The 21,231-nt window shown below is 72.3% G+C and carries 20 protein-coding genes; 7 read left to right on the top strand and 13 right to left on the bottom strand.

Annotated features, from left to right (window positions below; translation table 11 throughout):
- Window positions 1-24 precede the first annotated feature (24 nt).
- The 3 genes from ABT297_RS24125 to trpS all read left to right on the top strand — a co-directional run bounded on the left by ABT297_RS24125 (window position 25) and on the right by trpS (window position 2,357).
- The gene (locus ABT297_RS24125) at window positions 25-414 is read left to right on the top strand and encodes a PPOX class F420-dependent oxidoreductase (RefSeq protein WP_350553437.1); all 390 of its coding nucleotides are present in this window, start codon (window positions 25-27) and stop codon (window positions 412-414) included.
- Between the two features lie 66 nt (window positions 415-480).
- Entirely contained in the window at window positions 481-1,128 is a 648-nt protein-coding gene (locus ABT297_RS24120; RefSeq protein ID WP_350553435.1) for a hypothetical protein, read from the top strand.
- Between the two features lie 167 nt (window positions 1,129-1,295).
- Window positions 1,296-2,357, top strand: coding sequence for a tryptophan--tRNA ligase (trpS, locus tag ABT297_RS24115; RefSeq protein ID WP_350553433.1), 1,062 nt, complete (start codon window positions 1,296-1,298; stop codon window positions 2,355-2,357).
- Between the two features lie 13 nt (window positions 2,358-2,370).
- On the opposite strand, the gene ABT297_RS24110 is transcribed toward trpS, so the two are convergent.
- The 11 genes from ABT297_RS24110 to ABT297_RS24060 form a co-directional block, all read right to left on the bottom strand.
- Entirely contained in the window at window positions 2,371-3,453 is a 1,083-nt protein-coding gene (locus ABT297_RS24110) for a methyl-accepting chemotaxis protein (protein ID WP_502885634.1), read from the bottom strand.
- Between the two features lie 39 nt (window positions 3,454-3,492).
- Window positions 3,493-3,864 carry a response regulator gene (locus ABT297_RS24105; RefSeq protein WP_350553431.1) on the bottom strand — a complete coding sequence of 124 codons (372 nt, stop codon included), beginning with the start codon at window positions 3,862-3,864 and terminating at the stop codon, window positions 3,493-3,495.
- Window positions 3,842-4,129 (bottom strand): hypothetical protein, encoded by a 288-nt coding sequence (locus tag ABT297_RS24100; RefSeq protein ID WP_350553429.1) that lies wholly within the window; start codon window positions 4,127-4,129, stop codon window positions 3,842-3,844. The genes ABT297_RS24105 and ABT297_RS24100 overlap by 23 nt, the downstream gene beginning before the upstream one ends.
- Window positions 4,110-6,440, bottom strand: coding sequence for a chemotaxis protein CheA (locus ABT297_RS24095; protein ID WP_350553427.1), 2,331 nt, complete (start codon window positions 6,438-6,440; stop codon window positions 4,110-4,112). Before ABT297_RS24095 ends, ABT297_RS24100 begins: the two co-directional genes overlap by 20 nt.
- Window positions 6,437-6,850 carry a response regulator gene (locus ABT297_RS24090; protein ID WP_350553425.1) on the bottom strand — a complete coding sequence of 138 codons (414 nt, stop codon included), beginning with the start codon at window positions 6,848-6,850 and terminating at the stop codon, window positions 6,437-6,439. Before ABT297_RS24090 ends, ABT297_RS24095 begins: the two co-directional genes overlap by 4 nt.
- The gene (locus tag ABT297_RS24085) at window positions 6,847-7,725 is read right to left on the bottom strand and encodes a CheR family methyltransferase (RefSeq protein ID WP_350553423.1); all 879 of its coding nucleotides are present in this window, start codon (window positions 7,723-7,725) and stop codon (window positions 6,847-6,849) included. The genes ABT297_RS24090 and ABT297_RS24085 overlap by 4 nt, the downstream gene beginning before the upstream one ends.
- Entirely contained in the window at window positions 7,722-8,333 is a 612-nt protein-coding gene (locus ABT297_RS24080) for a HEAT repeat domain-containing protein (RefSeq protein ID WP_350553421.1), read from the bottom strand. The genes ABT297_RS24085 and ABT297_RS24080 overlap by 4 nt, the downstream gene beginning before the upstream one ends.
- A 17-nt stretch (window positions 8,334-8,350) precedes the next feature.
- Complete coding sequence (cheB, locus tag ABT297_RS24075) at window positions 8,351-9,415, bottom strand: chemotaxis-specific protein-glutamate methyltransferase CheB (protein ID WP_350553419.1); 1,065 nt, start codon at window positions 9,413-9,415, stop codon at window positions 8,351-8,353.
- A 10-nt stretch (window positions 9,416-9,425) separates the two neighbouring features.
- Window positions 9,426-10,976, bottom strand: a complete 1,551-nt coding sequence (locus ABT297_RS24070; protein ID WP_350553417.1) for a chemotaxis protein CheW — start codon at window positions 10,974-10,976, stop codon at window positions 9,426-9,428.
- A gap of 29 nt (window positions 10,977-11,005) precedes the next feature.
- A complete protein-coding gene (locus ABT297_RS24065) occupies window positions 11,006-12,949 on the bottom strand; it encodes a methyl-accepting chemotaxis protein (RefSeq protein ID WP_350553415.1) in 1,944 nt (647 codons plus the stop codon).
- Window positions 12,950-13,158: 209 nt separating this feature from the next.
- The gene (locus ABT297_RS24060) at window positions 13,159-13,665 is read right to left on the bottom strand and encodes a MarR family winged helix-turn-helix transcriptional regulator (RefSeq protein ID WP_350553451.1); all 507 of its coding nucleotides are present in this window, start codon (window positions 13,663-13,665) and stop codon (window positions 13,159-13,161) included.
- 88 nt (window positions 13,666-13,753) lie between these two features.
- Here ABT297_RS24060 and ABT297_RS24055 point away from each other — a divergent pair, with 88 nt between their 5' ends.
- The 4 genes from ABT297_RS24055 to ABT297_RS24040 are packed head-to-tail and all read left to right on the top strand — an operon-like array spanning window position 13,754 to window position 17,732.
- Window positions 13,754-15,211, top strand: coding sequence for an MFS transporter (locus ABT297_RS24055; RefSeq protein ID WP_350553413.1), 1,458 nt, complete (start codon window positions 13,754-13,756; stop codon window positions 15,209-15,211).
- Entirely contained in the window at window positions 15,204-15,455 is a 252-nt protein-coding gene (locus ABT297_RS24050) for a hypothetical protein (RefSeq protein ID WP_350553412.1), read from the top strand. The genes ABT297_RS24055 and ABT297_RS24050 overlap by 8 nt, the downstream gene beginning before the upstream one ends.
- The gene (locus ABT297_RS24045; RefSeq protein WP_350553410.1) at window positions 15,430-17,127 is read left to right on the top strand and encodes a DEAD/DEAH box helicase; all 1,698 of its coding nucleotides are present in this window, start codon (window positions 15,430-15,432) and stop codon (window positions 17,125-17,127) included. The genes ABT297_RS24050 and ABT297_RS24045 overlap by 26 nt, the downstream gene beginning before the upstream one ends.
- Window positions 17,127-17,732, top strand: a complete 606-nt coding sequence (locus tag ABT297_RS24040; RefSeq protein WP_350553408.1) for an SWIM zinc finger family protein — start codon at window positions 17,127-17,129, stop codon at window positions 17,730-17,732. The genes ABT297_RS24045 and ABT297_RS24040 overlap by 1 nt, the downstream gene beginning before the upstream one ends.
- 254 nt (window positions 17,733-17,986) lie before the next feature.
- Here ABT297_RS24040 and ABT297_RS24035 read toward each other — a convergent pair whose 3' ends face one another.
- Both ABT297_RS24035 and ABT297_RS24030 read right to left on the bottom strand, forming a co-directional pair.
- Window positions 17,987-19,828, bottom strand: a complete 1,842-nt coding sequence (locus ABT297_RS24035) for a N,N-dimethylformamidase beta subunit family domain-containing protein (protein WP_350553407.1) — start codon at window positions 19,826-19,828, stop codon at window positions 17,987-17,989.
- 18 nt (window positions 19,829-19,846) lie between these two features.
- Complete coding sequence (locus ABT297_RS24030) at window positions 19,847-21,187, bottom strand: condensation domain-containing protein (protein ID WP_350553405.1); 1,341 nt, start codon at window positions 21,185-21,187, stop codon at window positions 19,847-19,849.
- Window positions 21,188-21,231: the final 44 nt, after the last annotated feature.

Genomic DNA, 21,231 nt, shown 5'->3' with positions numbered 1-21,231 from the left:
ATGGGGAGCCGGCGTACCGTTCCGATGGTGGATATTCCCGACGAACTCCTGCGCCTGCTCGAAGGCGCGAGCCTGTGTTACCTGACCACCCTCATGCCGGACGGCTCGCCGCAGATCACGCAGACCTGGGTCGACACCGACGGCAATCACGTACTCGTCAACACCGTGCGCGGCCACCAGAAGGTGCGCAACATCGAGCGCGACCCGCGCGTCGCGCTCGCCGTCGGCGACCCGGCCGAGCCGCGCCGGTACTTCCAGATCCGCGGCCGCGTGGTGGCGATGACCGAGGAGGGTGCCGCCGAGCACATCGACACACTCTCGCACCGCTACCTCGGCGGGCCCTACCCGTGGTTCGGCGGGCGGGACCAGGTGCGGCTGCTGCTGACGATCGAGCCGGAGCGGATCACCGGCTGACCTCGCCCGCGCCGCGCGGCCGGGGCGGTGCGCGGCGGGGGAGTGGCGTGCGGTAGAAGGTCGTGTATGGTTTCGGCCCCGAACGACGCCGTGCACGGTGCGGCCCTCGTCGATCGCGTCATTCTGTCCGTCCGGGCCGACCCCGGCCGTCTCGTGCTCGACTACGACCGGTGGGCCGGACCGTGGGTCGACGGCGAGCCCGTGCCGCTGGACGGCGTCGCGGCGTTTCCCAGCGGGCGGCCGCTGCCGGCGAGCCTGCGGCGCTGGCTGGCGTTCGACACCACCATGCTGCGCCGCCACGGGTGGTTCGACGACGCCGGGCGGCTCGCGCCGCGGTCGTTGGCGAGCATCGCGCTCGAGGCGTACGGGGAGGGGCTCGGCTCGGTGTACGACACGCCGGAGCTGGCCGACCGGTTCGGCGAGTGCTTCCTGCTGCCGGGCGGCAGCGACTCCCGCCGGGTGCTGGCCACCGGCACTCCCGACGCGGAGGGCGAGTATCCGGTCTTCGCCCTCGACGTCGACGACCTGCCGTGCATCGAGCTGATGTACCCGGGCTTCGACGTGTACCTCGCCGACACCGCAAACGTGCTGGGCGTCGAGCGTGGTCCTGGCTACTCGTCGCTGGCCGCCGACCGCACCTATGGTCCACGCATGCGCGAGCACGCCCGCCACGTCTTCGGCGGCGGCTACTCCGAGGATCTCACCGCCTGGTGAGCCGCATGTACAGGACCTGTGGGGTAGTCTTCCCGTCGTGCGTCTGACCCGTTCCTCGTGGTGGTGGCTGCGGTAGCAGCCGGATGACGCATTGTCGCGGGCTGCACGGCAGCCCGCGAAGGCGCGGTGACCTCTGTTGTGCGGCCTCCTGTTCAAGGGGAGCACACATGGATTCGTTCACCGTCACCGCCGCACGGATGCCGGAGCTGGAGCGGCGCATCACCGAGCACCCGGACGCCTTTCGGGTCCTGACCGGGGACCGCCCCACCGGGGCGTTGCACCTGGGGCACTACTTCGGGTCGGTCCGTGAGCGGGTGCGGTTGCAGCAACGCGGCGTCGACACATTCCTGATCCTGGCGGACTACCAGGTCATTACCGACCGCGACATCGCCGACAACGTGGCGGAGTCCGTGCGCGAGGCGATCGCCGACTACCTGGCCGCCGGCCTCGACCCCGACCGGACGACGATCTTCGTTCACTCGGCCGTTCCCGCCCTGAACCAGTTGCTGGTGCCGTTCCTGAGCCTGGTCACCGAGGCGGAGCTGCACCGCAACCCGACAGTCAAGGCCGAGCAGCTCGCATCTGGCCGGGCGCTGAGCGGTCTGCTGCTGACCTATCCGGTGCACCAGGCCGCCGACATCCTGTTCTGCAAGGCCAACCTGGTCCCGGTCGGCAAGGACAACCTGCCGCATGTCGAGCAGACCCGCGTGATCGCCCGGCGCTTCAACAGCCGCTATGCGCCGCTGTTTCCCGAGCCCGAAGCGCTGCTGACCGACGCGCCGGAGGTCCCCGGGCTGGACGGCCGGAAGATGTCGAAGAGCTACGGCAACGCCATCGCCCTGTCGATGAGCGACGACGAGACCGCCGCCGTGATCCGGCGCACCCGCACCGACAGCGAACGGCGGATCACCTACGACCCGCAAGGCCGCCCCGGGGTCAGCGGCCTGCTGTCCGTGGCGGCGCTGTGCCTCGACGAGACGCCGGAGGAGGTCGCCGATCGCATCGCCGACGCCGGCAGCGGACAGCTCAAGCGACTGGCCACGGACGCGGTCAACGCCTTCCTCGGGCCGCACCGCGCTCGCCGCCGCGACATCGTCGCCGAGCCGGACCTGCTCGACGAAGTGCTCCGCCGAGGCAACGCACGGGCCAACGAGATCGCCGAGGGCACCCTGGCTGAGGTGCGCGAGGCGATGGGCATGGGCTACGCCAACGCCGTCCGCGCGAGGTGATCGCCGTAAAGCCTCAGAACAGCTCGATCGCGTCGGTGGCCGGCTGCCGGTCGTGTGCCCCGCCGACCGCCGTGCCGTGGGTGAGGCGCTGCTGGGCCATGACGTGCCGGCGCCGCAGGTCCTCGACGTTGGTCATCTGGCGCAGCAGTTCCTCGGCGGGCAGCTCGGCGTCGGCGTAGCGGCGTGCGTCGATGGTCGCGCGGCGCATGTCCTCGACGGCGCCGATCACGTGCTCGATCATCTGTCGCCCGATGTCCTGGAACTGCACGTGGCCGACGGCGTCGGTCGTCTCCGCCGACAGCGCGTCGGAGCTGCGGCGCACCTCGTCGGCGGCGTCGATCGTCTCCCGCAGCGTGTCGCCGATCATGGCGGTCACCCGCCGCTGCGCCTCGGCGATCCCCGCCAGGCGCCGGGTCATGGCACTGTCGGCCGGCGCGTCCGGCTCGGCCGGAACCGCGGCGTCGCCGAGGCCACCGCCGGGGTCGTTGTCGAAGCCGCTGTCGTCGGACAGCACCGCGTCGAGGCGGGCGGTGAGGTCGGTGAGGCTCGAGTCGATCCCGCCGGCCGCGCCGGCCGAGCGCTCCGCCAGCTTGCGTACCTCGTCGGCGACGACGGCGAAGCCACGCCCCGCCTCGCCGGCCCGTACCGCCTCGATCATCGCGTTGAGCGCAAGGATGTTCGTCGCCTTGCTCACCTCGTGGATCGCCGCGACGTGCGTGCGCAGGCCGCGCATCTCCGCCACGAGCTCGCGCACCCGGCGGTCGCGCTCGACGAAGTAGCGCACGAGGCGGTCGACGAGCTGGGCGCCCGCCTCGCTCGCCTCGCCAGCCTGCGCCTGCGTGTGCCGCAGCGCGCCGGCGAGCCCGGCCACGTGCTCGGCCATGTCCCCGGCGAGCGAGTCGACGTGGACCATCCGTGCCACGATCGACTCGGCGGCCTCCGCGGTGTGCTCGACCACGTCGTGGAGGTGCGCGGTGATCACGTCGCAATACGCCGGCAGCTCGCCGAGCGCCGCGCTCACGACCTGCCGGACCGCCTGCGCTTCCGTGGGCTCGTGCTGCCTGCCGGCGCCGAGCCGTTCCCTGAGCGATCGCACCGTCGTACTCCCCTCGGCGGCCGGTGGCCGGGCCGCGCGTCAGGCACCGGGCACGACCTGTTTGATGACGCCGAGCAACTGGTCCGGCGCGACCGGCTTGACCAGCCAGCCGGTGGCCCCGGCGGTCTTGGCCTCGGCGCGCGTGGTCTGCTCGGACTCGGTGGTGAGCATGAGGATCGGGGTGAAGCGCATGCCGGCGGCCTTGCGCGCCTCGCGGGTGAACTCGATGCCGCCCATGTGCGGCATGTTGACGTCGGAGATGATGAGGTTGGGCCGCAGGCCGCCGGAGAGCTTGTCCAGCGCCTCCCGGCCGTGGCCGGCGGTCTCCACGTCGTAACCGGCCTTGGTCAGGATGGTCTTCAGGCTCATCAGCATCGTCGTCGAGTCGTCAACCAGCATCACGGTCGTCATGGTGTCCTCCCTCGGGTACGGCAGCGTTCGGTGGATCCAGCACCGGAAGCAGCCGCACTGCGAGGAAGCCGTCGACTGGTGCCGCCGTTACCTTCGGCGCGAAGGCGAGAAGCGCCTGGAAAGCGGCGGTATGGAGATGGTTGCAGTTGTGGAGGCTGAGCCGTGCGCCCGGCGTGCGGCGCAGCCACGCGACGAGTTCCTCGACCTCCTCGACGGTGACCGCACCGCTCAGCGTCCCGGTGTCCTCACGCAGCTCGAGCGCCAAGGCTGAGCACCTCCTTGAGGTTGAGCACGAGCAGGACGAGCCCGTCGCCGAGCAGGGCGGTACCGACGAACTGGCCCGCGTCGCGCAACAGCCCCTCCATCGGCTTGAGGATCACGTCCACCTCCCGGTGGAAGTGCTCGACGAGCAGTCCCGCCTTGCTGTCGCTGACGTTGACGACGAGCACGGCGTGGTCGGCGGCCGGGTCGGGCTGCCACGGCATCCCGAGCGTGCCGGCGAGGTCGACGACCGGCACCACCTCGTCGCGCAGCACGACCACGTCCTGGTGCTGCACCTGGGCCAGCCCGGCGCGCGGCACCCGTACCGTCTCGACGACCAGGTCGACCGGGACGCCGAAGCGCTGCCCGGCGACGCTGACGACCATGACCTGCGTGACGGCCATGGACAGCGGCAGCCGCAGGCGGGTGACGGTGCCCGCGTCGGGCTCGGAGCGCATGGTGACGGCGCCGCCCAGCCGCTCCACGCTGGCCCGCACCGCGTCCATGCCCACGCCCCGGCCGGAGAGGTCGGAGACCTGCTCGGCGGTGGAGAAGCCCGGCTGGAAGATGAGGTTGACGGCGTCGGCGTCGCCGAGGGTCTCGAGCTCCTCCTCGTCGATGAGGCCGCGCTCGTATGCTCGCTGTCTCACCCGGGCCGGGTCGATGCCCCGGCCGTCGTCGGCGACCTCCACGATCACCGCGTCGCCGTCGGCGACCGCGGACAGCGTGATGGAGGCCTGGGCGGGCTTGCCGGCGGCGGTGCGCTCCTCGGGCGGCTCGATGCCGTGGTCGAGGCTGTTGCGTACCAGGTGGACCAGCGGGTCGGCGAGGGCCTCGATGACGTCCTTGTCGGCCATCGTGTCCTCGCCTTCGGTGACGAGCTTGATGCGTTTGCCCAGCCGCCGGCTCAGGTCCCGCACGAGCCGGGGGAAGCGGGAGAAGGACACCGACAGCGGCAGCATCCGCACGTCCATGACCGCCGACTGCAGTTCCTCGGCGATGCGGTGCAGCCCGGCGTACTGATCCTTGATCCGCCGGCTCAGCGCCCGGCTGCCGTACTCCTCCTCGGCGGCCTCGGCGAGGAACGTCAGGCCGTTCTTGGCCACGTTCAGCTCGCCCACCAGCTCCATGAGGCGGTCGACCTTGGCCTGGTCGATCTTGAGCACGCGGGAGCCGACCTGGCCCGGGTCGGCGTCGGCCGCGCGGCGGTCGGGCTCGCCGGTGCGCCGGTCGGCCGCGGTGGCCGCCGGCCCCGGCTCGCCGCCGGCGGTGCGGGCCCGCTCGAGCAGCGACCGGATGCTCGCGCGCATGCCCGCGGCGTCGGCGGGGTCGAGCTCGACGGGCGCGCCGAGCGCGCGGGCCGCCGCGGCGGCCGCATGCGCCACGGAGCCCAGATGGGTCGCGCTCGGGCCACCGCCGGGCGGCCCGTCCTCGTCGTGCGGCTCCAGCGTCCGCAGCGCCGCTTCCAGCACGGCCAGCGCGTCGGCGTCGGCGTGCGACGCCGGCCCGGTGCCGGCCGGGACGGGCGCGGCAGCTGGGCTGCGCAGCGCGGCGGCGTCCAGCTCGACGATCTCGACCTGCTCGGCGATGTAGCGGAAGACGTACTCCAGCTCGCCGGCCGCCGCCCGGGTGGCCAGCACGAAGCCGAGCAGGCAGGCGTACTCGTCGTAGTCGTCCGGCGCGGGCCAGGCGTCGGGCCGCAGCACGGCGAGGTGCTCCAGCGCGGGGACCTGGCGCACGAAGAGTAGCGGGTCCTCGCCGCGGAAGAAGCAGCCCTCGTCGGGCAGATAGCGCACGAATCGCATCGTCGCCGAGGTCGTGTCGAGCCAGTCGGCGAGCTCGGCGACCACCCGCGCGCCGAGGTGCGCGACCCAGTCCGGCGCGTGCCGGGCAACCCCCGCGGTCCGGCCCGCCGGCATGTCGGCCGCCTGGCCGCCGATCGGCGCGCGGAGCCGCTCGATCAGCGCGGCGGCGTCGGCGTCGGCGCCCCCGGGCAGCCGCTCCTCGACGGTCACGTGCGCGAGCCAGCCGCGGATCAGGTCGAAGGTGGCGAGCAGGTCGTCGGTCATCGCGGAGTCCAGCGGCACGCGGCCGGCGCGCACCGCGTCGAGCAGATCCTCGGCGGCGTGCGTGAGGCTGGTGAGCTCCGGGAACTCGAACAGCCCCGAGGAGCCCTTGAGCGTGTGCGCGGCGCGGAAGACCTCGTTGACGCGTGCCGCGTCGCCGGGGTCGAGCTCCAGCCGCAGCAGCCCGTCGCCGACCTGGTCGAGCAGGTCGCCGGCCTCCGCGAGGAACTGTGCGAGCAGCGGGTTCACCGCTCCCTCGCCCCTGCCGGCGGGCCGGCCAGCATGGTCGCGACGCGGACGAGCCGTTCGGCGTCGACCGGCTTGACGAGGTACAGGTTGGCGCCCGCGCGGTAGGCGCGCTCGGCGTCGCCGGGCCGGTCCTCGGTGCTGATCATCACGATCGGCGCGGTGGTCGTCACCGTCTCCCCGCGCAGGGCCCGTACGCAGGCGTAGCCGTCCATTTTCGGCATGTTGACGTCGACGATGTACAGGTCGAACGGGCGCACCAGTGCCGACTCGACGGCTTCCAGGCCGTTGGCGGCCTGCTCGACGTGGAAGCCGGCGCCGGCGAGCAGCCGGCTGTGGTACATCCGGACCGTGGCGGCGTCGTCGACCACCAGCACGCATCCGGCGTCGCTAGGACCGGTCACGCCTGTCATGCGGATGCTCCCGTCGGTCGCTGGTAGGCGATGCCTTGCGGCAGTCGTTCGGGGGTGAAGATCGGCGAGATGCGGCTCATCGACTCGGCATGGCCGAGCATGAGGTACCCGCCGGGGCGCAACGCGCCGAAGAGGTTCTCCGCGGCGCGCCGGCTGGACAGCTCGTCGAAGTAGATGAGCACGTTGCGGCAGAAGATGACGTCGAACCCGGCGAAGACCCGCATGGCGTGGGTGTCGCAGACGTTCACCCGGTGGAACGTCACCGCCCCGCGGATCGCATCCTCGATCTGGTAGCGGCCGGCGGTGACGGACCGGAAGTACTTGGCCAGCCACGGCTTCGGCACGCGCTGCAGCGACCGGGCGCCGTAGCTGCCGTGCCGGGCGCGGGCCAGCACATCGCTGTCGATGTCGGCGGCGTGGATCTCGACGTCGACCCGGTCGATCTCCGGCCACTCCTCCAGCAGCCGCATGGCGATCGAGTACGGCTCCTCGCCCGTCGAGCACGGCAGCGACAGGATCCGGATCGGCCCCCGCGGCCGGCCCGCCCGGGCGTGCTCGGCGAGCAGGCGCGGCAGCACCGGGTCGAGCAGCGCGTCGAACTGGTAGTCCTCGCGCATGAAGTACGTCTCGTTGACGGTCAGCTGGTTGGTGAGCGCCTGCAGCATCTCCGGCCGGTCGCCGACGCGCAGGGCACTGAACCACGCGGCGAAGCTGGGCTGGCCGGACCCGCGCACGCACGCCTCGATGCGCTTGTCCACGAAGTACCGCTTGGCCGGAGTGAACTGGATGCCGGTGCGCTTGTAGAAGTACTCGCGGAGCCGTTCGAACTCGGCGTCGGTGAGCCGGAACTCCTCGGTCGGTGTCGCCCTGGTCATGCCGGCGCCTCCCGCAGCGCCGGCAGGGCGGCGTCGATCGTGAAGCGCAGGAACGGGTCGCCGGGGAACCGCGCCGGTACCGCCGCCAGGACCTCGACGTGCCCGGGGCCCGCCATGGGCAGCAGCGCGTCGACCGCGGCGGCCACGACGTTGGGGTGGGTGTCGGTCGCGACGATCCCGGCGAGCCAGTCCGCCGCGCCGGGGTGCGGCAGGTCCGCCAGCACCATCGCCGTCATGATGCGCACGTCGTGGTCGGGGTTGGCGAGCAGCGCCGGCAGCAGCGCCGGCACCGAGGCCGGCATCGCGGCCAGCGCGCCGGACACCGCCGTGCGCAGGGCCGCGTCGTCGCTGGCCAGGTGGGGGACCAGGCCGGCGGCGACGTCGGCGCGGTCGAGGGCGGCGAGGGTGGTGAGGACGGCTTCGCGCGCCGCCGGGTCGGTCTCGACGGGCACGCGCGCCAGCAGCGCCGGAACCGCCTCCGCCACGCCGTCGAGCCCGAGCGCCGCGCGGCGGCGAATCTCGGCGTCGGGGTCGGTGAGCCGCCGCCCCAGGACCTGCGGGTCGTCGTCGTCCGGTGCCGTGGTGCTGTCGCGTCGTACCAGTGCCATGGCGTTCCTTCCGCTGCTCAGCTGGTCCACTCGACGAGCCGGCCGACAATGGCGTGGGACGGCAGCACCTCGGTAGCGCCGCCGCGGCGGGCCAGCTCGCCGGGCATGCCCCACACGACGGCCGTCTCCTCGGACTCGGCGATGGTGCGGCCGCCGGCCTGTTTGACGGCGGCCATCTCCGCCGCGCCGTCGTCGCCCATGCCGGTCAGCAGGACGCAGACCAGCCGGCTCGGGTCGCAGTCGCGCCGGGCCGAGGCGACGAGCCGGTCGACGCTCGGGCGCCAGTGGTACTCGTCGCTGGCCGGGACGGACTTGACCACAAGCCCGTCCGGGCATCGCGCGACGACCACGTCGGCGTTTCCCCGACCGATGTAGACGTTGCCGGGCCGTACGGGGGTGGTCCGATCCACCTCCTGCACGCGCAGCTGGCACACCTCGTCGAGCCGGCGGGCCAACGGCGCGGTGAAGGTCGCCGGGATGTGCTGGGCCACCACCACCGGCGCCGGCAGCGACGCGGGTAGCTGCGGCAGCAGCTCGGACAGCAGCGCCGGCCCCCCGGTCGAAGAGCCGATGAGCACGAGCTCGACCCGCGCCGGCCGGGTGCGCGCCGGCGGCGGCTCCTCGATCCGGGCGCGCTCCCGCTGGGCCCGCAGCCGCTGCCTGAGCCCCTGGGCGCGGCTCGGGCGCGCGGCCGCGGCGGACCTGACCTTCCGGACAAGCTCCTGCGTCACGTCCGCCAGGTTCAGCGACACGGTGCCGCCCGGCTTCGGCACGTAGTCCACCGCGCCCAGTTGCAGCGCCTCCAGCGTGACCAGGGCGTTGTGCTCGGTCAGCGAGGAGACCATCACCACCGGCCGGGGCCGCTCCCGCATGATCTCGGCCAGGCACGTCAGGCCGTCCATCTCGGGCATGTTGACGTCCAGGGTCACCACGTCGGGCTCGACGCGCCCGATCTGCTCCAAAGCGTCGGCGCCGTTGCGCGCGGTGTGCACCTCGAAGTCGCCGGCGTCGAGCAGGATCTGCCGGAGCACCTTGCGCATCAGCGCCGAGTCGTCGACGACGAGCACCGTCGTTGCTGGCATCGGACGGGCCTCAGGCGGCGGTCAGTTCCCGCTGCGCCAGGACGTCCTCGAGCGCCGCGGCGCCGTCGGCGCCGAGCAGCTGGCCGACCTGGACGAGCAGGAGCATGCGGTGCTGCTGGTGCAGGTTCGCCACCCGCGAGACGATCTTGGCCTGCTCGGCGGACAGCTCCGGTGCCGGCTCGAGCGCCGCCCGGCTGACCCGGGCCACCTCGGCGACGGAGTCGACGATGAAGCCGGTGCGCACCCCGCCGAGGATCAGCACGATGATGCGCTGCCGCTCGTCCCGCTCCGCCCTGGGCACACCGAGCCGGGTCCGCAGGTCGACCACGGGCAGCACCGTGCCGCGCAGGTTCACCAGGCCCTCGACGAAGTCGTACGTCTTCGGCACGTGGATGAGCGCCTCGGGCACCCGGATGATCTCCTGGACCGCGTCGACGTCGACGGCGTACTCCTCCTCGTCGAGCCGGAAGACGACGAACAGCTCCTCGTCGCCGCGCCCGTCGTCTGCCATCCCGCGCTCCTCGGTCTGCTCCGGCGCCGGCTCGCCGTCCTGCCGCTCCTGCAGCTCCTGGCGGATCTCCGGCGAGTCGAACATGCGGTTGACGCTGAGTACGGACACCAGCCGCTTGCCGCCGTCGAGCCGGCACACCGCCTCGACCTCGGTCGCCCTGCCGCCGGTCGCGATGACGCCGGGCAGTGGCGCGACGAGCTCGTTGGGCACCCGCAGCACCTCGCGGACGGTGTCCATGACGACGCCGACGACCCCGCCGTCGAGCGACACGACGACAATGCGGTTCTGCGGCTCCAGGTCGGCGGCCGGCAGCCCGAAGACGCGTCGCATGCTCACCACCGGCAGCAGCCGGCCGCGCAGGTCCATCACGCCCAGCACCCGCGCCGCGGCATTGGGCACGTGGCTGACCGACTCCGGCGCCTGCACGATCTCCTGCACCTGGTCGATCGGCAGCGCGTACTCCTGCCCCTCGACCGCGAAGCTCACCAGCTCCAGCGTGTCGTCGCCGTCGTCCTCGACCGTGCCCTCGCCGGCGGCACCGGCGGCCGCGATCGTGTCGACGCCCCCGCGGCCGGTCGCCACACCGGCGAACTGGGCGGCGATGAGGTCGTCGACGTCGAGGATCGACGTCATCGCGCCGTCCTCGCTCTTGATCACGCCGACGAGCACGTCGGAGCTCACCGTCGCCTGTACCGACTCGGCCGGCTCGACGACGTCCGGGTCGACGCTGATCACGCTCGCGACGCGGTCGACGACGAAGCCGAGCGGCACGCCGCTGTCGACGACCACGACCCGGGTCGTCTCGTCATGTTCGGTCTGCTCCAGGTCGCAGCAGCGGCGCAGGCTCACCACCGGCAGCACCCGGCCGCGCAGGTTCGCCAGCCCCTCCAGGCTCGGCGGGCCGAGCGGCACCTTCACGACGCCGGGCATCCGGATGATCTCGTGCACGCGGCTCATCGGAAACGCGTAGCGCTCCCCGGCCATGTCGAACGTGACGTAGTCCGCGCTGTCACCGTCGGCGGGCATCCCCGCCGTGTCCTGCTCGCTCATGATGTTCGGCTCCTCCACGGCGTACCGGCTCAGCCGTTCTGCAGCTCGTCGGCGAGCGCGGCGATCTCCTCCACGGCCGCGGCGAGCTCCTCGGCGCCCTGCGCCTGCTCGCGCGCCGCGGTGGACGCCTGCGTCGCCAGATGCTCGGCCTGGTTGGCCGCCGAGGCGATCTGGTCCAGCCCGGTCTTGACCTGGCCGAGGGCGGTGGCGATGTGTTCGGCCGAGCCGCGCACCTCGAGGTTGCCGGCGCGCACCTCGTTCATGTCCCGCTCGATCTCCACGAGCCGGGCGGTGGTGACCCGGGCGGCCTCGACCTCGGCGAGCGCCTGCCGGCTCGTCTCGTCCAGGTCCGCGCGTACCTCCACGGTGCGGTCCTGTACCGCCTTCACCAGGTCCTTGATCCGGTCGGCGTTCTCGGCGGAGTCGCGGGCCAGGTTGCGGATGTCGGTCGACACGACGGCGAAACCCTTGCCGAACTCGCCCGCGCGGGCGGACTCGACCGAGCCGTTGACAGCGAGCATGTTCGTCTGGATCGACACGTTGGCGATCGCGTCGACGATCTTGTCGATCCGCCGGGAGATCTGCTCCAGCTCGGCGACCTTGCGGACGTTCTCGATGCCGTCCCTGGCCGCCTGTTCGATCGCCGCGATCATCGAGTCGACGGAGACCCTGCTGCCGGCCAGCTGCGTCAGCATGTTGTCGGCCCGTTCGACGGCGGCGCCGCCCCGGGTGGCGGAAAGCTGCGCGCCCTGTTCGATCTGCGTCACGGCCTCCGCGGTCTGCGCGCCCTTCTCGGCGGCGGTACGCGCGCCTGCGTTGATCTCGTTGACCGCCGTGCTGATCTGGCCGGCGGCGCGGTTGATCTCCTCGACGGCGGCGGAGAGCTCCTCGGCGGTCGAGGCGACCTCTTCCGCGCTCTTGCTGATGTCGGTGCTCGTGCGCAGCCCCTCGGCGATCTCGGCGAGCACCTCGGCCGCCTGCTCGCTCTGCTGCAGCGCCTGGCTCTGCTGGGCGACCGTCTGCAGCGACTCCTCGCACGCGGCCGACTGCTGCTCGGCCGCGGCGGCGATCTCCTCCGACCGGGCCTTCGCGTCGGCCGTGGCCCGCTGTGCCTGCACGGCCGCAGCGGCCATCTCGGTGGCGCCGGTCATGATCATCGCCATGTCGTCCCGGATCGCCTCGAGCTGCTCGGTGATCGCCTTGCCCTTCTCGACCTCGCCGCGGGCCGTCTCGGCGGACTGCTGTACCCCGGAGGCGATGCTGGTCACACTCGTGCGCACCTCGTCGATGAGGTCGCGGATCTGCCGGGCGCTGCGCTCGCTGGTCTCGGCGAGCGTTCGCACCTCGTCGGCGACGACGGCGAAGCCCTTGCCGTGCTGGCGGGCCCGGGCAGCCTCGATCGCCGCGTTGAGCGCCAAGAGGTTGGTCTGGTCGGCGATGTGCGCGACGGTCTTGACGATCTCGCCGATCTCGTCGGCCTGCTTCTCCAGTTCCGAGATCGTCGCGACCGACGCGGTCTGCCGCGCCGAGGCCCGCTCGACGTTGCCGAGCAGGCCGCTGATGCCGACCCGCGTCTCGACCAGCAGGGTCTGCAGTGCCTGGCTGAGATCGGCGATGCGGCGCGTGACCGTCTGCTGCTGGCCGACCCGCTCCTCGACCTGGGTCATCACCGTAAGGCTCTGCTGGGTGGCGCCGGAGGACTGCTCGGCGCCGGCGGCGATCTGCTGCATCGAGTCGCTGAGCTGCCGCGAGGCCTCCGACGCCTCGGCGTTCTGGGCGGAGATCTCGGCGGTGGCCGAGGCAATGCGCTCGGCGGCCTGCTGCTGCTTGGCGACGGAGCGGGCCTGGCGCCGGCTGGACCCGTTGTCGGCGGGTCGCTGCGCCGACCGGGCGGGGTTCTGACTGGTCTTCATGACGTTCGGTTGACGGACGTCGGTGGCGCGGCCGTTCGCCGCGCTGGTGGTCAACGGCATGATCGGTCCTCAGTCCCGGCCGGGCCTCCTACGGAGCCCGGCGAAGCGGCAAATCATGAACGCCGCTATACGAAGGCAGCCGCGCACGCGAGCCGCTCGTCATCGGCGGTCCGGATTCAGCCTGGCACAGGCCATGATTACAGCCGCGACGTTTGCCGGAACCCCCGGGTTTTGCACCCGTGGCACCGGCGAACTCGCTGGAAAGACGCTCACGGCTTCCGGCCGCGCTCGTCGGACCGCAGTCTGTCGACCTCGGCGGCGGCGCTGTGGCCGGCCGCTGCTATGAAGCGCAGCAGCGCACGTAGCTGGCCGTCGTCGAGAACCGTGAGGTCGTCGCGGGTGCGTGCGGTGAGCCCGGCGTAGTAGGCGGAAACCCGGTTCAGGCCCTCCGCGGTCGGTTCGATGAGCGTCCGGCGCCGGTCTGCCCGGTCGGGCACCCGCTTGATGCAGCCCGCGGCTTCGAGCCGGTCGATCATGCGTGAGACGGATCCGGGTGTGAGGCCGACCCGCTCGACGAGGGCGCTGGCGGTGGTGGGGCCGCCGCGGGCGAGCGCGTGCAGGCAGTGGAAGTCCGACGCCACGACCCCCATCCGTTCGGCGATCAGGCCGTTGAGATGGACGAGCGTGTTGATCCAGTCCGGAAACGCGTCGATGACCTGGTCGACCACGTCATCCCGGTCCGTGCCCGTCCGGCCGTGATGTTGCTCATCCCTCATTTGCACCGGTGACCGACTTCCTTGTAGTTTGCGTGACGCAATGATTGTGTCACGCAACGAGTGTACCGCGACCTGCAGAGGAGCCATCTTGTCGCACGACTCAACACTCGCCACCGGCGCCGCGGTCGGCAGCAAGCGGGCGCTGGCCCTGCTCGTCATCCTGCTCGCGGCGTTCATGGACCTGATCAGTGTCACGATCCTCAACGTCGCCGTGCCGTCGATCCAGACGGACCTGTCGGCCAGCCCGGCGCATCTGCAGTGGATCCAGGCCGGCTACACCCTCGCCCTCGCGCTGGGCATGGTCAGCGGCGCCCGGCTGGGTGATCTCGTCGGGCACAAGCGCGTCTTCGTCGCCGGTATCGCCGGGTTCGCGGCCGCTTCGGCCCTGTGTGGCCTGTCGTTGAACGCGGACATGCTGGTCGCCGCACGGGTGCTGCAGGGGCTGTTCGCCGCCGCGATGATCCCGCAGGTGTTGTCCCAGATCCAGGTGATGTACACGCCGGCCGAGCGGGGCGGTCCGATGGCGGCGTTCTCGGCGTTGTCCGGGCTGGCCGCGACGCTCGGGCCGATCGTGGGTCCGCTGCTGCTGGACTCGGGCTGGGGCTGGCGATCGATCTTCTGGGCGAACGTCCCGATCGCCGTGCTCGCCGTCGCCGCTTCGGTGAAGTTGCTTCCGGACAGCCGCACGTCCACGAGGGCGGCGCTCGACCTCCCGGGCGTGGTGCTCTCGGCGGTCGGGTTGTTGCTGCTGCTGTACCCGCTGATCGGCGGCGCCGACCGAGGTCACTGGCCGGCGTGGACGTACGTTTCCATGGTCGCCGGCGTGGCGGTCCTGGCGGTGTTCGTGTCCTACCAGCGGCGGGTCGCCGTGCGCGGCGGGGTTCCGCTGCTGCGGATGTCGCTGTTCCGGTTCCGGTCGGTCCAGGGTGGCCTGCTCGTCCAGTTGCTGTTCTTCGTCCCGACGATGGGCTTCTTCCTGGTTTTCATGCTGTTCCTGCAGGTTGGGCTCGGGATGAGCCCGATGGCGGCGGGCCTGGCGATTCTGCCCTGGTCGGTGGCGGTGCCGGTGTTCGCGACCGTCTCGGCGGCGCTGCTGCTGCCCCGGATCGGCCGGTTGACGGCGCAGATCGGGCTCGTCGTCATGGCGCTCGGCTTCGCTCTCGTCGCGCACGCGGCGGCGGGCGCCACCCCGGAAACCGGGTGGACGGACCTGATCTGGGGCGTGTTGGTAGCGGGCGCCGGGATGGGACTGCTCGTGGCGCCTCTGGCCCAACTGACCTTGAGCGACGTGCCCGTGGCGGACGCCGGATCCGGGTCGGCCCTGTACAACACGATCACGCAACTGGCCGCGTCGATCGGCGTGGCCGTGATCGGCACGTTCTTCTTCACCAGGGTCAGCGGCGCGGGCGGGACAGCCGAACGCGTCGCCACCGGTTACGGCAACGCCATGGCGGCCTCCCTGTGGCTCGGCATCGGCCTGCTGGCCGTCGCGTTCGCCGCCAGCTTCCTGCTGCCGCGCCGCTCGAGTGACGCGGCCGTTGTCTGAGTCCGCCGCCGTCGCGCCGCTGGAGCCGGCCACGCTGCCCGGCCGGCTCCAGGCCATCTACCTTCCCGCCGAGGCGGCGATGGCCTGGTGGGGCGTGCCGGACCTCGTCGCGGCACTGCGAGAGCACGGCCTGCCGGGCGGGCGGGCGGCCACCGCCCGGTTCGCGGTTCCGGCCGGCCGGCCGGCACGGCTCGGCCGCGACCGTGGTGGCGGCGGCTGTGCCGGTGCGGCTCGTCGACCTTGACGCCGCGGTGCCGGCGCTGCGGTCCCTCATCGGCGAGGGTCGAGCGGCGTGCGGTGCGTCGGTGCGGGCGTGGCGGGACGCCGTACTCCTGGTCGACGCCGACGGCGGTGACGAGGCCTTCGCCAACCTGGCCGCCCGCATGCCCGTGGCCGCGCACACCGTGCTCAATCCCGAGGCCACCGCGATCGCCACCGCCGCCGCCCTGCTGGAGCAGTTCCGGCACGCCGTCGCCACCCGAGTCCAGATCGGGTCCGCGGCGGTGCGGGCCGAGCTGCGGCCGTACCAGATCGCCGGGGTGGCGTGGCTGCGGGCCCTGCCCAGGGTGGGAGGCGGCGGTGTGCTCGCGGACGAGATGGGCGTCGGCAAGACCCTGCAGGCCGTCTGCCTGCTGGCCACCCGTCCATCGGCGGGCCCGCACCTGGTGGTCTGCCCGACCTCGCTGGTCGGCAATTGGCGGCGCGAGCTTGCCCGCTTCACCCCGGACGTGCCGGTGCTCGACTACCACGGATCCAGCCGTGCCCTGCCGAGCGCGGTTCCGGCCGGAACGGTCGTCGTCACCAGCTACAGCATCCTGCGCACCGACGCGGACGCGCTGGCCGCCACCGAATGGGACGTGGTGGTGCTCGACGAGGCACAGCAGATCAAGAACCCCGACGCGCTCGCCACCCGCGCGGCGGCGCGGCTTCCCGCCACGATCCGGCTCGCGATGACCGGTACGCCGATCGAGAACCGGCTGGAGGAACTCTGGTCCATCCTCAACGTGACCAACCCCGGACTGCTCGGCAACCGGGCGCGCTTCCGGCAACGCTTCGCCGCCCCGATCGAGCAGCGCCGCTCGGCGACCGCCGCGGCGCGGCTCAACGGGCTGGTCGCGCCGCACCTGCTGCGCCGGACCAAGGCGGACGTCGTCGCCGACCTGCCGCCCAAGCAGTACTCCACGATCGCCTGCACCCTGACCGGCGAGCAGGCCCGCCTCTACCGGCGGGAAGTCGACGAGGCGTTCAAGACCGGCCTCGGCTCCGGCATCGAGCGCCGCGGCCGGGTCCTCGCCCTGCTCACCTCGCTCAAACAGATCTGCAACCACCCCGCCCAGTTTCTCGGCGACGACGACGATCTCGGCCTGGCCGGGCGCTCCGGCAAGTTCGACCGGGCCACCGAGATGCTCAACGAGATCGTCGACGACGACGACCGTGCCCTCGTCTTCACCCAGTACCGCGCGATGGGCGACCTGCTCTCCCGCCGCCTCACCGAGGTGCTCGGCGGAGCGCCGATCCCGTTCCTGCACGGCGGGCTGAGCGCCGAGCGGCGCGACCGGCTCGTACACGCCTTCCAGCACGACGACGCCGCGCCGATCCTGCTGCTCAGCCTGCGCGCCGCCGGCTTCGGGCTCAACCTGACCCGCGCCAGTCACGTCCTGCACTACGACCGCTGGTGGAACCCGGCCGTGGAAGACCAGGCCACCGACCGGGCACACCGCATCGGCCAGCAACGCACCCTCAACGTCTACACCCTGGTCACCGGCGGCACGGTCGAGGACCACATCGCGCGGCTGCACAACAGCAAACGAGCCCTCGCTGGCGTCGTCTCCGGCGACACGGAGGCCGCCCTCGCCGACCTCTCCGACGACGACCTGCGCAACGTCCTTCAGCTCGATGACGAGAGGCTGACCTGATGGCCGAGTTCGGTGCCACCCCCTGGGGCCGGGCCTGGCTGAAGACCATCGAGACCTCGAACGTCGCCGTACCGAACTCGCTCCTGCCCAAGGCGCGCAGCATCGCCCGCAACGACGGCGTCACCTCGCTCACGATCCAGGCGGGCCGGATTCACGCCACGGTCGCCCTGCGCGGTATCACGCACGCCGTCCAGATCCAGCTACCGCCGTGGGACAGCCAGACCAGCCGCCGCGTGGCGTGGCTCACCAGCAACGCGCGGGCCGGCCACCCCGCCCTCGCACCCGGAGACCTGCCCGATGCGCTCGAAGCCGACCTGCGGCGCGAGGGGATCGGGATCGCCGTCCCAGCCGAAGAACAGACGGTGGAGTGCACCTGCCCGGCCCGCCGGACCCACTGCGTCCACGCGCTGGCCACCCTCTACACCCTGGCGCAGCGCATCGACGAACGACCCGCGATCGCCGTCGACCTCCGCGGCGACGCGTCCGAGCACGCCACCCCGCCCGACCCCGGCTGGATGAGCCTGTCCGCCATCGACGCCAACGATTTCTATGGCACGTCAGGTGGCCGTGTGGTCGATGATGAGGTCAGCGATCTGCTCGGGTAGTCCTGGCGAGAAGAAGTTGTGTCCCATGCCCTGGATCACGTGCAGCCGCGCGCCGGGCACCTGTGCGGCTAACGATTGGGCGTGCGGCACCGCGAAGATCGGATCCTCGCTGCCGTGAATCACCAGGGTGGGCGCCGTGATCGAGGCATGGTAACGGAAGATAGGCGGCCGACAATTGCCGACAAACGACCACTACCTGTGATCACAAAAGCATTGCATGAGATAATGGTGTAGTTGGAGCGGCGGCGGGTCGGTCAGGCCCGGGCGATGTCGCGCCACCGCAGCAGTCCGTCGCCGCCGGCACCGGCCAGGTGTCCGTCGTAGCCGGCGATGACGGTGCGGTCGCCGGCCGGGCCGAGGTCCGTCCAGGGCGACTGCGTGACGGTCGGCAGCCGGGTGCGCAGCCGGCGGTCGCGGTCTACGGCGAAGAGCAGGCCGCCGGCCGCGGTGAGGGCGAGCGCTCCCTCCGCGCCTCCGGCGTCGGGCCAGGCGTGGTCGCCCTCGGCGAGCCGGGCAAGGGGCAGGCGGCGGAGCCGGTCGTCCGCGGTGACGGCGAAGAGCGAGCCGTCGGCACTGGCGAGCGCCAGCACCCCATCCGGTGCGGTGCCGATCTCCTGCCACGGCGCGGGTTCCCGGACCGGCTCCCGATGCAGCAGCCGCCCGCGCCGCGTCACAGCGTACAGCCCGACCGCCATCCCGCCGACGGCCTCGCGCGGTGCCGCGAGGCAGACCGGCGGATCCTGCGACGGCGAGGGTGAGGCCGGGTGCCAGCGGAGGTTCTGGGCGCAGGCGGTGCGGACCAGCAGCGTGCCGTCCGGGGTCAGCGCCCAGAAGGCGTGCTCGCACGCGACCAGCGCGATCAGTTCCGGGACCGGGCCGATCGCGTCCCAGCGGGACGGGTCCGCAGGCGCCGACAGGCGATCCAGGACGTTGCGGGTGATCCGGTCGACCACGCCGTCGGAGAGCGTGTTGCCCCAGTTTACCGTCGCCGCGTTGAACACCGTGCCGGCGCCGAGCCGGAACACGCCCATCGTCGCGTGGCCGCCCTGGCCGTACCGGCGCCAGTGGCGCAGGTCCGCGGTCGCCAGGATGACGAACGACGGTGGCGTGCCGTCGCCGCCGGTGATCCGCGGCACGCCGTCGACCTCCTGGTACAGCGCGGCATCCGTCTCGTACCCGACCGCGCCGAGTGCGAACCGGTCGCCGTCGCGCAGGCCGGTGCCGGCGAACACCCAGTGGTCGGTGAAGCGGGCCGTGTAGTCGGTCTCCTTCATGACGTCCATGAAGTCGCCCCATGCGCCGGCGCCGTGGCGGTAGGCGACGCCGGTCATCGTGTTCTCCGGGCGGTGCACCGGCGCCGCCGCCCACTCGACCGTCGTCCGCGCCGGGTCGAGCGCGGCGACGGGGTCGCGAACCGGGTCGCGGTAGCAGACCATGGTGCGGTCGCCGTCCTCGAATCGGACCTGCCAGAACGCGGTGTTGGCGGCGAAGTAGGCGACGTTGCCGCCGGCCGCGGTGAAGGACTCGACGGCGTCGCGCATCTCCTTCGACCAGTACTCGTCGTGGCCGTTGACGACGAGTAGGCGGTACCCGCGCAGCAGCGCCGGGCCGTCGGTGTGCAGGTCGAGATTGGAGCAGTAGTCGACCCGGTACCCGGCCGGGCCCAGCCAGCGCAGCAGCCCGTCCTCCCAGCGCTCCGGGGGCGGTCCGCCGCCGGGGCGGTCGAACGACACGCGGGCCGCCCGGGTCGGCTCCTCGGCGTAGTAGAGGCTCTCGCCGGGGATGCCGGAGCGGTTGTACGCCTGCCAGGTCGCGAACGGCACCGAGACGAGGATGACGGCGGACGGGGCGCCGGCCGGACGGCGCACCACGAAGTACACCTCCTGGCTCCGGCTTTTGAAGACCGCCCGGTAGAGCGAGCTGGGCCAGTCCTCGGGAACGGTGAGTGTCCACATCGGATAGTTGACGTCGGCCGTCAGGAGCGGGCGGTCGTCGATGGCGTCATGAACCGTGACGGTGTCCGGGCCGGGGCCGAGGAGCGTGAAGCGCAGCATCCCGCCGGGGGTGCAGGAGGTGGCGTCGGCGTAGGCGGACAACGGCTGGGCGGACGGCGGCTAGACGGCCACGGCGAGCGCGCCGAGTGCCTCTGCCACGAGCAGCGTCTCGATGCCGCGCAGATGCTCCTCGACCTTGGCGCGGTCGAAGACGCTGGTGTCGGCGAACAGGGTGAGGTCGAGCGCGCCGGGGACGGCGTTGACGTGCAGGAAATAGCGGGCGCCGTAGTGCTCGACCGGCTCCCAAGTGAGCGTGGTGCTCGGCAGCGCGGCACGCAGGCCGTCGGCGGTGACGCCCGCCGCGGCGGCGACGGAGGTCTGCGCTTCGAAGCGGCGGTCGTTGAACGAGCAGGACAGGTCGACGTCGCCGAGCCGCGCGACGAGGGCGTCGAGTGCGACCGGATCGTACTGCGCGTGCAGGTACGCCTGCATCGAGGCGCGCATGGCCCGGCCGATGACCGGCCCGAGCTCGTCGTCGCCGACCTCGATGACGCACAACCCGTCCTGCGAGGCGGGCCCGACCGAGTCGGCGAGGCCGGGGCGGAACCGGTTGCTGACGACGATCTGCAGGACGGCCTCGCGGGCGCCGGTCTGGCGGGCGAGCTGGACCGCGGCGGCGGCGAGGATGACGGCGGAGGTGCTGACCCGCTCGCGGTCGGCCAGCAGGCCGGCGGCCTGGTCGCCGGCGGGGGAGCTGAGGGTGGCGCTGACGAACCGGGGCTCGCCGGCGGGCTCCCCGAAGCGGCTGTGCGCGACGGCGCGCAGGTGGCGCTCCCAGTGCCGCAGCGCCTTCTCGCTCTGCCGTCGTCCGGCGTCGGACTGCTGATGAAGCGCCTGATCGTACGGCTGCTGGCCGGGTGGATCAAGGATGGGCCGGCCGGCGAGGCTGTCCAGGACGTCGCGCACGAGCGCGGTGAGCCCGCCCCGGTCGGTCACGAGGTGGCAGATGGCGAAGACCGCGTGCGTGACGACGTCGCCGACGCGCACCGCACCGACCCGCAGCGGCCATGCGTCCGGGTAGTCGAACGCCGGCTCGGTGAGCCTTCGCTGCAGCTCCCGGGCCGCGCCGCCGGCCTCGTCCCGCCCGGCGTCGACGACCTCCAGCTCGATGATGCCGTCCTGCGCCACGAGCTGTCGCGGCCCGTGGGCCTCGTCGATCCGGACCCTCGTGCGCAGCGACTCATGGCGGGCCATGATGAAGGCGACCGTGTCGGTGATCCTCGTCAGCGGCGTGTCGAAGGAGATCCCCTCATCCTCCAGGGCGGTCACCCAGCTCATGTTGAGGCTCGCGTCATCGGGCACGAGCCGCTGGATCGCCCGCCAGATCGCGATCTGGCCCCAGCTGAGCCCGCATTCGCCGCCCCGCGCACCGGTGAACCCGATGGGGATCCGTTCCGTCATCGCTGCCCGGCCTTCGTCAGGGAAAGACTTCGGTGCCTCATTGA

It is taken from the genome of Dactylosporangium sp. NPDC000555 (genome assembly GCF_040300025.1).
Taxonomy (GTDB): Bacteria; Actinomycetota; Actinomycetes; order Mycobacteriales; family Micromonosporaceae; genus Dactylosporangium.
Note: the sequence above shows the minus strand (reverse complement) of the source record. Positions and strands in the feature narration are given on the sequence as shown.